Genomic DNA, 11,605 nt, shown 5'->3' on the forward strand with positions numbered 1-11,605 from the left:
TTGAGACAACCGGTACGTCTGGCTTCCAGCCTAGTCTTCCAGGACGGTCCTCAGTCCTCCAGGATCACCAGCTGCTGGGTGGCCCGGCTCATGGCCACGTACCGGTCCACTGCACCCTCGATCCCGGTGCCGAATTCCTGTGGGTCGACCAGGATCACCAGGTCGAACTCGAGGCCCTTGGCCAGAGCGGGCGTCAGGGACCGCAGCCGGTCCCGCACCGCCGTGCCCGGTGCCTTGCCCTGAACCGGACCGGCCGCGGCGGTCCCGTCCGCACTGATCACGACGGCGGTGCCCTCACCCTGGTCGTGTTCCTCGAGCCAGGCGTCCAGCACCTGGTCCAGCTCGTCAGGGGTGCCGTGGCGCACCGCGTTGCCCGAGGCCCGGACCGAGGTCGGCACGTTGGCATCCGGGATCTGGGCCCGGATCACCGGGGCCGCCTCCGCCATGACCTTTTCGGGTGTGCGGTAGTTGATCGTGAGCGTGGCGATCTCCACCGATCCGACCCCGACGCGTTCCAGCCGCTGCCGCCAGCTCTCCGTGAACCCCCGCCGGGCCTGGGCTCGGTCCCCGACGATGGTGAGGCTGCGGGACGGGCACCGGGCCAACAGCATCTGCCACTCGGCATCGGTGAGTTCCTGCGCCTCGTCCACCACGATGTGCTCGAAGGGTCCGGCCAGCGGGTCACGGGTGTCCGCCGGCAGGTGCTCGTCGACGGTGAGTTTGTCCCGGATGTCCTCGGTCTGCAGGGACGTCATCAGCTGCAGGTCGGAGACGTCGGCGGCGACCAGGTCTTCGATCACCCGGTCCATGACGGCTTGGTTCCACTCACGTGCCCGGTCTCGGGTGCGGCGTTTCCAGGCCGTGACCGGGTCACCGATGCGGCGGCGTGCCGCGTCCAGGATCGGCAGGTCGGACAGTGTCCACGCCTGAGGATCCGCACGCTGCAGGGATCGCACCTCGGACGGCTCCAGTGTGGGCGCGCACCGGGACAAGTAGGCGGGCACCGTGAACAGGTCGCCGACGATCTCCTCGGCACGCAACACGGGCCAGGCGCGGGCGAAGGCCGCCCGTAGCCCACGGTTCGACTCGAAGGACCGGTACAGCAGTTCGGTGGACGGTCCGCTGTTCTCCCCGTCCCGGGCGGCGTTCGGGTCCGTTCCGGCGCTGTGGGCCTCCACCAGGATCTGGAGCAACGCCGTCCAGACGTCCTCCCGGGCCTCGTTGTGTGGGGTGCCGGAGTCGGGGGCGCCGAAGGCCTCGGCCCAGTCCTCGGGATACAACCAGACCTCGTCCCACGGCGTCTCCACCAGCAGGGCCTCAGCCGGAGGTTCCTCATACAGCCGGACCGCCGGCTCCACGGCGTCCACCAGGTCACGGCGGGACTTCAGATCGGCGACGCGCTGATCCGCCTCGGCGGGAGCCGTGGCCCCCTCCGGGAGCAGCCCGCGCACCGTCGCGGTGAGTACCCCGTCCTCGCCGAGTGAGGGCAGCACGTCCGCGACGTAGGCCAGGTAGGGCTCGTGGGGGCCCACGACGAGCACGCCTCCACGGTGGCGGCGCAGCCGCTCGTCAGAGTAGAGCAGGTGGGCCGTGCGGTGCAGGGCGACGACGGTCTTTCCGGTGCCCGGGCCGCCGTCGACCACGAGCGCCCCGCGCGAACCGGCGCGGATGATCGCGTCCTGATCCGCCTGGATGGTGCCGAGCACGTCCCGCATGCGTCCGGTCCGGTGGGCCCCGAGGCTGGCGATGAAGGCGGACTGGTCGTCGAGTGCGGCGTGGGCCTGCAGTCCGCCGGACAGTCCCTCCGTGGTGAAGACCTCGTCCCAGTAGTCGGTGACGCGCTCCCGGCTCCACCGGTAGCGGCGGCGGCTGGCCAGGCCGAGGGGTTGGGCGTGGGTGGCGGCGAAGAACGGCTCAGCCGCGGGGGAGCGCCAGTCGATGAGCAGACGGTGGCCGTCACCGTCGGTCAGGCCGGTGCGTCCCACGTAGACGGTGGTGCCGCTGCCGTCGGACGGGACCATCCGGCCCAGCACCAGGTCCAGGCCGAACCGTTGGAGCAGGAGCAGGCGGGAGGACAGCCGGCGGATCTCGGCATCCCGCTCCAAGGCGTACTCGCCGCTGCCACGCGGCTGCCGGCGCAGGGCGTCGAGGCGGCGGCCGTCCTCGAAACGTCGGTAACCGAGGGCGGCGGCGATGGCCGCGAAGTGGGCGTCGTCGCCGGCCACCAGGTCCGGATCTGCCTTGGCGGAAAGGTGCTCCGGCAGCGCGAAGACTGAGGTGCTGGTGCGGTGGTGGTCTGTGGTCATGGGGCGGCTCCGATCCGATGCGAGCCATGATTCTGACAGCACCAGGGGGCCTTGCGGCAAGGCCCCCGCTCGGGCATAGTCTGAAGATGGCGGAGGGGATTCGACCCCATGCGAGCACCGGGGGAACGGACACCATGAACGGGACCACAGTGCACCGGATCGCCCGAGATGCGGCACTCGAATTCCCCGCCGTCACCGTGGAGCAGCCGTTCGGGCCGGACTATGACGTGTTCAAGGTCAAGGGCCGGATGTTCATGTTCCTGGCCGAGCTGGACGGCGAACCGATCGTCAACCTCAAGGCCGAACCCGAGGACTCCGGCGCACTGCGCCAGGCCCATCCCGAGATCACCCCCGGCTACCACATGAACAAGAGGCACTGGATCACCGTGACCGGCGGGGACACCGTCACCGGCGGACTGGTCCAGGAACTCGTGCTCGATTCCTACCGCCTGGTGGTGGAGAAACTGCCACGGCACGCCCGCCCGGTGGACCCCGAGACCTTTGGCACCACCACACCGGCCCGTTAGCGAGAGAGGGAACCACCATGACCAGCATCGACCTCACCGAGAGCACACGGAGGGTGGCGTCCGTGGTCCGCGGGATCGAGGACGCGCACCACTATGCCCCCACGCCGTGCCCCCAGATGCCCGTCCACTTGCTCCTGGCCCATCTGCACGGCCTGGCCATCGCCTTCCGTGACGCCGCCCGCAAGATCGACGGCCCGACCACCCACACGGCTCCGGACCCGTCACGGCTGGAACTTCCCGAGGACTGGCGGGAATCCCTGCCGGCCGAGTTGGAGAACCTTGCCGCCGCCTGGAACGAGACCGGGGCACGCACCGGAACGACGACGGCCGGGGCGCAGACCATGCCCGCCGAGGTGGCGATGCTGGTCGCGCTGGACGAGGTGGTGCTGCATGGCTGGGACCTGGCGGTGGCGACCGGCCAGGACTATGCGGTGGAGCAACAGGCCCTTGACGCCGTCGAGCAGTTCTGCGCTGGTATCCCCGAGGAGCCGGGCGAACGGGAGGGGCTCTTCGGCCCCCGGATCCCGGTGCCGGCGGACGCACCCCAGCTGGACCGGGTGCTGGGCCTGTCCGGCCGAGATCCCGGGTGGCGGCCCCCGGGCCACTGAGCCGTGCGGCCCCACACCAGTACCGCCTGCAGCCTGTCCGCAGCTGGAACACCCGGGCCGGTATAGCCTGATATGTGCGGTGCCACTGCGGCACCGCAGAATGGACGTGCACCATGGCACCATCGACTCATCCTGTCCTCGGCGTGTTGGGGACCACCCGGAAGACCGCCGAGTACCGCGTGCCCCTGCACCCGGACCACCTGCAACGCATCGATCCCTCCGTACGGAGCAGGATGGTCCTGGAGGAGGGCTACGGCGAACGGTTCGGATACTCGGACGCGAACCTCGCTGAGCTGGTGGGTGCCGTGGCTGACCGGGCGGCGGTCATCGCCACCGCCGACACCGTGTTGCTGGCCAAGCCGCAGGCGGCAGACCTGGCCGAATTGCGGGACGGTCAGACGCTCTGGGGATGGCCGCACTGTGTGCAGGACCGCGAACTCACCCAGCAGGCCATCGACCGGCGGCTGACCCTGATCGCCTTCGAGGCCATGAACCACTGGGCCAGTGACGGCGGCTTCTCACTGCACGTCTTCCATCAGAACAACGAACTGGCCGGGTACTGCTCCGTGCTCCATTCCCTGGCCCTGACCGGTGTCACCGGGGACTACGGCCGCCGGCTCAGTGCCGTGGTGATCGGATTCGGCGCCACCGCACGGGGAGCCGTCACGGCCCTGAAGGCGCACGGCATCTCAGATGTCCGTGTGCTGACCAACCGCAAGGTCGCCTCGGTCGCCTCACCGATCCATTCCGCGCACATGATCCAGTTCGACCATGACGGTGGCCCCTACCTCAGCGAGGTCATCACCGATGACCGCGGACGGGTCCCGCTGGCTCCCTTTCTGGCCGAGAGTGACATCGTCGTCAACTGCACGCTGCAGGATCCCAATGCGCCACTGCTCTACCTGCGCTCCGACGATCTTGAGGCCTTCCGGCCCGGCAGCCTGATCGTGGATGTCTCATGCGACGAGGGCATGGCATTCGAATGGGCCCGCACCACCACGTTCGCCGACCCCATGTTCACGGTGGGCGGGACCATCGATTACTACGCGGTGGACCACAGCCCCTCGTACCTGTGGAACTCGGCCAGCTGGGAGATCAGCGACGCCCTGCTGCCCTTCCTGGACATCGTCATGGGCGGACCCAGCGCCTGGGCCGGCAGCGAGACCATCAGCCGGGCCATCGAGATACGCGACGGAGTCGTCCTCAACCCCGCCATCCTGGAGTTCCAGGGCCGCTCGGGGGACTACCCGCATCCGGGCGGATGACCGGACGGCGGTCCGGTGGCACGGGGTCTACAGGTGCAGTCGCTTGGCGAGTTCGTGGCGGACCTGCCGACTCCGTCCGAGCTGCAGGAGTGCCAGGGCGAACAGGCTGAGGGCACCGCAGATTGCCGAGGGCAGCGGGGTCGTCACCCAGCCGAAGAGGAGGAACCCGAGCGGTGCCAGGCCCAGCAGCACCGTCAGGCCGCTGTAGACGATGTGCTCGCCCACCTCGATGCGCATCACCCGGACGGTGATCAGCAGGGCGACGATGGACGAGGCGCAGACGATGGGGACCGCATAGGTCAGCGACCAGCCGAGCCATCCGGTGAGGTAGTCCCAGTACACGCAGACCAGGCCGACCAGCACCACGAGGTACACGGTGCTCTTGGCGAGGTTACGCCGCTTGCGCACCGCCATCAGCACCACCAGCCACATGGCGCTGACACCCAGCCACACGGAGCGCAGCACCCCGATGCCGTCCAGGTCCCGGCTGAACAGCAGCTGGGCCGTGAACGAGGCGAGGATCACAGCGATCGAGGCGAGGAAGAGAGCCCTGAGGACCCGGCGCCGGGAGAACTGGAGAGGCACTGCGGGGAACGGACTCGGGGTGACCTCGCCGGAACCCTCACTCGAGGCCGAAGCCGAGGTCGGGGCCGCGCACAGGGGACAGTGACTCCAGGCGCCTTCGATGTCCACGGCGCATTCCGGGCAGCGCCTCATGCCTCCACCACCGTCGCCACTGACCTGAGCTCCTCCTCCGTGACGCGCGCCGCCGCCACGGACACCGCGATCCCGCGGTCGGTGAGGTGCCGGGCGAATTCTCTGATGTGTCCGGTCTCGGTGAACGGTGAGGAGAAGCTGATCGTGAGCAGGCCGGCGTGGGAGACGACGCAGAATTGGGGGCGGGCAGCCGAGACATGGAGCAGCAGGCGGCCCACGTGGGAGTCGACCGGCTCCGGTAGGCTCACGCGGCCCATGTTGGAGATCGCGACGGTCAGTCCGCGGTTGTTGACCCGGTTGACCAGCCCCAGGATCAGGTCCTTGAGAGGCCTCGGCATCACCCGCAACACGGGCGTCCGCTCGAAGCGGATGAAGCGCCGAAGTTTCCTCTCCAGGGCTTCCGGGGTGGCCTTCGGGCGGAACTGGCCCTCCAGCTGTCGGGCGACGGAGCCGACGTCGTCCTCGCCCTCCCCGTAGGTGTGCTCCACCCGGACGGCCGCGAAGAAGTTCCGTGCCGACGTCGAGGGGAAGAACTGGCGCAGGTTCACCGGCACCGAGACCGCGAGGGTGCGGTTCCGGCCCAGTCCGCCCGAGGACCGGCGAACGGACTCGAAGAAGAGGGCGGTCAGATACATGGTGAGTGAGACGCCCTCGGTCCGGGCCAGGCTCAGCACGTCCCGGGCCGGCAGGGTGAGTTCGACGGCACGGGTGCGGTGGTCCGGCGTGCGGGTGCCCCTGATCCGGTGCACCCGCTTCCGCGGAGGTCGGGCCGCACCGGTGGCGGGCACCTGGTCCCGGCCGCGCCGGCGGAAGTAGTGCGCGAAGCTGTCGGCGGTCAGCTCGTGGACCGGCGCCTCCTGGAGTCGTCCGGCCGGTGCCGTGCCGTTGGGCTCCGGGGCGGCATGGTCGGCAGCAGGATCCGCACCGGCCTCGGGGGCTGCCCCGAGTGCCCGCTCCACCTCCGGGTAGCGCAGCCCGAGGTAGGCGGTCACCAGGTCGGAGAGGAACCACAGCGCCCCGGTGCCGTCGGACAGGGCGTGGAACACCTCGAGGTTGACCCGCCGGCGGTGGTGCAGCACGCGGAACAACAGGGTGCGCCGGTCCACCTGGTAGATCGGGGCGCAGGTGTGCTGGAGCTCCGCGCTGACGAGGGGACGCAGGTCGCTGTCCTGCAGGTAGTACCAGAACACGCCGCGCCGCAGCACCGCACGGTAGAGCGGGTACCGGTCGAAGGTGATGTCCAGGGCCTGCTGCAGCAGCTGCGGATCCACCTCGTGGTCGAGTTCCGCACTGAGGCGGAACACCTTGGGATCGGCATCGGTCCGCGCCGCCAGGAAGATGTTGGAGGCGTTGTCCAGACGCACCCAGGTCCGCCCGGTCATGGCGCGTCCTGGAGGCCAGGGTGGCCGGGATGGCCGGCACGGCCGTGCTGCTCACCGACAGGCTGCTCATCGACAGGAGAGTCCTCGTCGAGGAAGGCGTTGATCACCTCGTACGCCTCCCGCAGGGAACGGGAGAACCGGGGCAGCGCGATGAACCCGTGCAGCGCCCCGTCCACCCGGTAGACGCGCACTTCGTTTCCGGCCTCTGCCAGGGCCTGGCCGTAGGCTTCCCCCTCATCACAGAGCAGGTCCAGTTCCGCCGTGATCAGCAGGGTCTTCGGCTGCCCGGACAGGTCAGGTGCCATCAGCGGGGCGATCAGAGGGCTGCGGCGCTCCTGGTGGTCTGGCACGTACAGGTCGAAGTAGTCCTGGACCTCCGTGGAGGTGAGCCGGTAGTCCTCGCCATGGTGGCGAACCGAGGCGAATGGGGAGGTCGCCGGGTCGTGGTCCCAGTGTGTCACCGGGTACAGCAGAATCTGCCGGCTCGCACCGCGATGGCCGCGCTCCCGCAACATCAGGGAGACGGCGGCCGCCAGGTTGCCGCCGGCGGAGTCGCCCACGAGGACGACGTTGGCGGCCGAGTCGATGCCGGCCCGCTGCGGATCCTCCAGTACCATCCGTGCCACGTGGAAGCAGTCCTCGAGTCCTGCCGGGAAGGGATGCTCCGGGGCCAGCCGGTAGTCCACGGAGGCCACCACGCAGCCGGTGAGGTCGGCCATCGTGGCACAGGCCGGGGTGTAGCTCTCGATGTCACCGGTGACCCAGCCGCCCCCGTGGAAGAAGAGCAGGACCTCGTCGCGCCTCTTCTCCTTCGGCTGGAAGACTCTCACGGGGACACGGTGGGTCCCCACCTCCGCCGCCGTCTGCCGGTACAGGGGCCGGTAGCGCGGTCCCGAGAGCGCGGCCACGTGCTGCTGGAAACGCCGGACCTTCGCGTAGTCCTCCCGCACGTTGAGCCGGGGCGCGGCGAACAGGCCCAGGACGGACCGGAACAGCCGGTTCACGGGCGGGGGAGGGGTGGTGCGGTGGACGGGTCCATGTGCCCAGCCTAATGGTCCCGCGGCGGCGGCCATCGACTCAGTCTGAGGGGTCCAGCAGAGAGAGGGCGGGTGCGAAGTTGAACAGCCTCAGCCTGGCGGTCCCGGCGAGGCTGGGCGAGTCCGCCGCCGGGTCCACATCCACGCAGGACAGGCTCGCCGGATGGCTCGGCACCGTCCGGGCTGGATCAAGTCCGACGGCGGCCCGCAGGTAGGCACGGACCGGCCCGCCATGCGTGACCACCATCAGGGTCCCGAGGCCTCGGGCGTGTGCGTCTCGGATGGCCTGGTCCACGCCCGCCACGACGCGGTCCGTCAGTTCCGTGAAGCACTCTGCGCCCGGCGGCTGGTACTGTCCGGCCCGCCATTGCTCGTACAGCTCGGGGGTGGAGGCCTTCAGCTCGGCCGAATGGCATCCCTCCCACGAGCCCAGGAAGGCCTCGTTGAGCCGGTCGTCGGTGGCGTCCAGACCGGCCCCGAGCAGTTCCGCGGTCTCGCGGGCGCGGGCGAGTTCCGCTGACACCACGTACTCCGGGGCCAGTCTCCGGATGGCGCCCAGCAGCGCGAAGGCCTGTTCGCGTCCCGTCGTGGACAGCCCGATGTCCCGTTGGCCCTGCAACCGACGCTCGAGGTTCCAGGTGGTCTCGCCGTGCCGTACCAGGATGAGGCGCATCATCGCCGGGCCCCGCCCAGGACCACGCCATCGGGGCCGAAGACGGCGTCGGGTCCGTCCGGGAAGAGCAACTGCACCGGATCGCCGGGGCTGAGGTCCACCGGGAAGGGAAGGACGACGCTGAGGCGGTTGCCTCCGGGTCCATCGACACCGACCACCCACCGGTCGGCCAGCGGTACCTGGTCGGCGAACAGAGCATCGAGGGCAGGCCTGTGACTCGTCTGACCCGGCGTCGGCACGATCCGTTGCGGGGGTTGCGTGTGCTCCAGCGTGATCGAGGTGGCCCGGAACATGACCTGCACGTTCTCCCCTTCGGCCACACCGTCGGGCGCCGGCCCGCAGTCCAGCCGCGGTGCCGCCGCGGGGCCTTCGGCCATCATCCGGCCCCCGGTGACGGTGCACGGCAGGACGTTGGCCGGCGGAGTGCCGATGAAGGTGGACGTGAACGCGGTACGGGGAGACTCCAGCAACTCGCGGGGCGAGCCGAACTGCTCGATCCTGCCGTCCTTCATGAGCGCAACATGGGTGGCCATGGTCATCGCCTCCACCTGATCGTGGGTGACGTAGACGCTGGTGGCGCCGGTGGCACGGTGGATGCGCATCAGCTCGCCGCGGGTGTCCACGCGTAGTTTGGCATCGAGATTGGACAGGGGTTCGTCGAACAGCAGGATCTTCGGTTCCGGCGCGATCATCCTCGCGATGGCCACGCGCTGCTGCTGACCACCACTGATCTCCCCGGGGTACCGTTCCGCCAGCTCGGAGATGGCCAGCAGGTCCAGCACCTCGGCCACCCGTTCCCGCCGCCGGCCCGCCGCCCACTTCGCGACCTTGAGCGGCCATTCCACATTGTCACGCACGGTCTTGTGCGGCCACAGAGCGTACGACTGGAAGACCAGCCCGGCTTCGCGCTGGGCGGCCGGGACGTTGACGGTCCCGTCCCCGCGGGCGATGGCGCGGTCGCCGAAGCTGATCTGCCCGCCGGTGGGCTGTTCCAGGCCCGCGAGCATGCGCAGGGTGGTGGTCTTGCCGCAACCCGAGGGGCCCAGCAGAACCAGGAAGGCCCCGGCTGGGACGGCGAAGGAGATGCCGTCCACGGCTACGGAGCCGCCGAAGTCCTTGCGCAGTCCTGTGACAGTCACGGAGCCGGAGCCGGAGCCGGAGCCGCCGGGAGGGAACGGGGCTGGGGCGGAGGGTGTGGTGCTGTCGTGGACGGCGCCGGGCCGAGCGCGGACGGCGGTCATGTGCAGGTCCTTCAATGGGGTGTCCTTTCAAGCAGGGAGGCGGTACTGGGAGGCCGGGGATCGGGTCGCCCCGATCGGGCCCTCCCTCAGTCGGCCGTGGTCTGCCGTGCCCAGGGCTGGGCGGCGCCCTCGAACCGACGGGCAGCCAGGGTGGCGCCCACCGAGATCACCGCGATGATCACGGTGACCGCGTTGGCCAGTTGGGTGAAGTTCTCGGAGGAATACTGATAGGTCAGCACGGCGAGCACCGGCATGGCCGGCGTGGCCAGCAGCACCACCAGGGACAGGTCGCGGACCATCTGCACGAACACCAGAACTCCGCCGGTGAACAGACCACGCGCGCTGAGCGGGGCGATCACGGATCTCAGCCTCCGGACCAACCCGGCCCCCGCCATGACGGCGGACTCCTCGATATCCGTGGAGACCTGGCTCATGGCCGCCGTGCCCGAGCGGACGGCGAACGGGATGGTGGCGGCGATCCCGGCGATCACGAGGATGGTGAACGTGCCGTAGAGGCTGGGAATCGGGCCGATGGGTGCTCCGAACTGCGCGATGAACGCCGCGCCCAGGGCGATGCCGGGGATGAGGAAGGGCACGAAGGAGAGCACGTTCAGTGACCCGATCATCCACCTGGGGTGCCGGTGGCGGGTGACCACGTAGGAGATCAGCAGCCCCAGCAGGCCCGCGCCGAGGGCCACGCAGACGCCCAGCAGCACGGTGTTCGCCGTGGCCTGGAGAATCTGCGGGTTGTTCAGGACGCCGCGCTGCCCCTGGGCGATCGACGGATCCGAGCCTCCGGTCCAGTAGTGCAGGGTGAGCCCGGACGTGATGTCACCGGTCCTCCGGGCCAGCGAGCTGAGCACCAGCACGATCCCGGGGAGGACGGTGGTGCAGGCCACCACGAGCCAGGACAGCGCCCCGACCGGCCAGCCCCAGGCTCCCAGGGCTATCCCGCGCTGGCGGCCACCCTTGCCGGTGATCGTCGCGAAGCTGCGCCGGCCCCCGGTGACCCGGGTGGATGTGTACATGATCATGGCGGCCACCACGATCAGCACGATCGACAGCACGTAGCCGCGGGAGGTGTCTCCGGTGGTGATGGAGCCGTACAGCCGGGTCGAGAGGGTGTGGAACCGCACCGGCAGCCCCAGCAGAGCCGGGGTGACGAAGTTGGAGACGCCCTCCGCGAAGGCCAGTAGCGCGCCGGAGACCAGGGCGGGAGCGACCACGGGCAGGGCGATGTCCTTGGCCACCCTGAGCTTGGACGCCCCGGTCATCTCAGCAGCCTCCATCAGGTCCCCGTTCACGGACGCCAGGGCTGCCGCGATCAACATGAAGGACAGGGAGAAGTAGTGGGCGGTCAGCGTCAGGGCCACCGGGACCGGCCCCCAGGCCAACCAGTCCGGGACCTGGACGCCCAGGTTCCACAGGATCCCCGTGGACCCACCGACCAGATCGTTGCGGAACACCGATTCCCAGGCCAGGGCCAGGGCGAAGCTCGGCAGGGCGAAGGGGATGGTGGCCAGGACGCCCAGCACCGCCCGTCCGCGGATACGTGTCATCACGACCACCCAGGCGAGGAACCCGCCGATCACGGTGGAGAGTACCGCGGTGGTGACCCCCATGAGGAGGGAGTTCCCCAGGGGGTCCCACAGCAGGTTCTCGGACAGCCGCGAGGCGAAGACATCAGACCAGGCCTCGCGGTTGCCGACCGTGAGCGTGGAGTTGACCAGTCCGACGATCGGCGCGACGACCAGCACGGCCAGCACCAGCAGGGTGCCCAGTCCGAGCACCGCGGCGGGCTGACGTGCGGCCACGCGGAGGCGGACGGCCGTCGTCGTGTTGGTCATGC

The 11,605-nt window shown here is 69.7% G+C and carries 10 protein-coding genes; 3 read left to right on the plus strand and 7 right to left on the minus strand.

Annotation, left to right across the window (positions count from 1 at the left end; all coding sequences use genetic code 11):
- Nucleotides 1-50: 50 nt before the first annotated feature.
- Nucleotides 51-2,306: an RNA polymerase recycling motor ATPase HelR gene (gene helR, locus BOSE125_RS05305; protein WP_159550694.1), complete on the minus strand. Its 2,256-nt coding sequence runs from the start codon at nucleotides 2,304-2,306 to the stop codon at nucleotides 51-53.
- A 134-nt stretch (nucleotides 2,307-2,440) separates the two neighbouring features.
- Here helR and BOSE125_RS05310 point away from each other — a divergent pair, with 134 nt between their 5' ends.
- From BOSE125_RS05310 to BOSE125_RS05320, 3 genes are all read left to right on the plus strand, one after another.
- Nucleotides 2,441-2,833: an MmcQ/YjbR family DNA-binding protein gene (locus tag BOSE125_RS05310; protein WP_159550696.1), complete on the plus strand. Its 393-nt coding sequence runs from the start codon at nucleotides 2,441-2,443 to the stop codon at nucleotides 2,831-2,833.
- A 17-nt stretch (nucleotides 2,834-2,850) separates the two neighbouring features.
- Nucleotides 2,851-3,441, plus strand: coding sequence for a TIGR03086 family metal-binding protein (locus tag BOSE125_RS05315; protein WP_159550698.1), 591 nt, complete (start codon nucleotides 2,851-2,853; stop codon nucleotides 3,439-3,441).
- A gap of 113 nt (nucleotides 3,442-3,554) precedes the next feature.
- The gene (locus BOSE125_RS05320) at nucleotides 3,555-4,706 is read left to right on the plus strand and encodes a N(5)-(carboxyethyl)ornithine synthase (protein ID WP_159550700.1); all 1,152 of its coding nucleotides are present in this window, start codon (nucleotides 3,555-3,557) and stop codon (nucleotides 4,704-4,706) included.
- A gap of 27 nt (nucleotides 4,707-4,733) precedes the next feature.
- Here BOSE125_RS05320 and BOSE125_RS05325 read toward each other — a convergent pair whose 3' ends face one another.
- The 6 genes from BOSE125_RS05325 to BOSE125_RS05350 form a co-directional block, all read right to left on the minus strand.
- The gene (locus BOSE125_RS05325; protein ID WP_159550702.1) at nucleotides 4,734-5,423 is read right to left on the minus strand and encodes a DUF6320 domain-containing protein; all 690 of its coding nucleotides are present in this window, start codon (nucleotides 5,421-5,423) and stop codon (nucleotides 4,734-4,736) included.
- Nucleotides 5,420-6,805: an alcohol acetyltransferase gene (locus BOSE125_RS05330; protein WP_159550704.1), complete on the minus strand. Its 1,386-nt coding sequence runs from the start codon at nucleotides 6,803-6,805 to the stop codon at nucleotides 5,420-5,422. The genes BOSE125_RS05325 and BOSE125_RS05330 overlap by 4 nt, the downstream gene beginning before the upstream one ends.
- A complete protein-coding gene (locus BOSE125_RS05335) occupies nucleotides 6,802-7,809 on the minus strand; it encodes an alpha/beta hydrolase (protein WP_236557823.1) in 1,008 nt (335 codons plus the stop codon). Before BOSE125_RS05335 ends, BOSE125_RS05330 begins: the two co-directional genes overlap by 4 nt.
- A gap of 73 nt (nucleotides 7,810-7,882) precedes the next feature.
- A complete protein-coding gene (locus BOSE125_RS05340) occupies nucleotides 7,883-8,518 on the minus strand; it encodes a histidine phosphatase family protein (RefSeq protein ID WP_159550708.1) in 636 nt (211 codons plus the stop codon).
- Nucleotides 8,515-9,756, minus strand: coding sequence for an ABC transporter ATP-binding protein (locus BOSE125_RS05345; protein WP_159550710.1), 1,242 nt, complete (start codon nucleotides 9,754-9,756; stop codon nucleotides 8,515-8,517). The genes BOSE125_RS05340 and BOSE125_RS05345 overlap by 4 nt, the downstream gene beginning before the upstream one ends.
- A gap of 86 nt (nucleotides 9,757-9,842) precedes the next feature.
- Nucleotides 9,843-11,603, minus strand: coding sequence for an iron ABC transporter permease (locus tag BOSE125_RS05350; RefSeq protein ID WP_159550712.1), 1,761 nt, complete (start codon nucleotides 11,601-11,603; stop codon nucleotides 9,843-9,845).
- Nucleotides 11,604-11,605: the final 2 nt, after the last annotated feature.

Origin of the sequence: Citricoccus sp. K5 (genome assembly GCF_902506195.1) — a bacterium.
In the GTDB taxonomy this organism is placed as follows: domain Bacteria; phylum Actinomycetota; class Actinomycetes; order Actinomycetales; family Micrococcaceae; genus Citricoccus.

Coding starts and splice junctions, on each gene's coding strand:
- BOSE125_RS05320 (WP_159550700.1), top strand. CDS start 3,555: ATGGCACCATCGACTCATCCTGTCCTCGGCGTGTTGGGGACCACCCGG.
- BOSE125_RS05345 (WP_159550710.1), bottom strand. CDS start 9,756: ATGACCGCCGTCCGCGCTCGGCCCGGCGCCGTCCACGACAGCACCACA.
- BOSE125_RS05315 (WP_159550698.1), top strand. CDS start 2,851: ATGACCAGCATCGACCTCACCGAGAGCACACGGAGGGTGGCGTCCGTG.
- BOSE125_RS05340 (WP_159550708.1), bottom strand. CDS start 8,518: ATGATGCGCCTCATCCTGGTACGGCACGGCGAGACCACCTGGAACCTC.
- BOSE125_RS05325 (WP_159550702.1), bottom strand. CDS start 5,423: ATGAGGCGCTGCCCGGAATGCGCCGTGGACATCGAAGGCGCCTGGAGT.
- BOSE125_RS05310 (WP_159550696.1), top strand. CDS start 2,441: ATGAACGGGACCACAGTGCACCGGATCGCCCGAGATGCGGCACTCGAA.
- BOSE125_RS05350 (WP_159550712.1), bottom strand. CDS start 11,603: ATGACCAACACGACGACGGCCGTCCGCCTCCGCGTGGCCGCACGTCAG.
- BOSE125_RS05330 (WP_159550704.1), bottom strand. CDS start 6,805: ATGACCGGGCGGACCTGGGTGCGTCTGGACAACGCCTCCAACATCTTC.
- helR (WP_159550694.1), bottom strand. CDS start 2,306: ATGACCACAGACCACCACCGCACCAGCACCTCAGTCTTCGCGCTGCCG.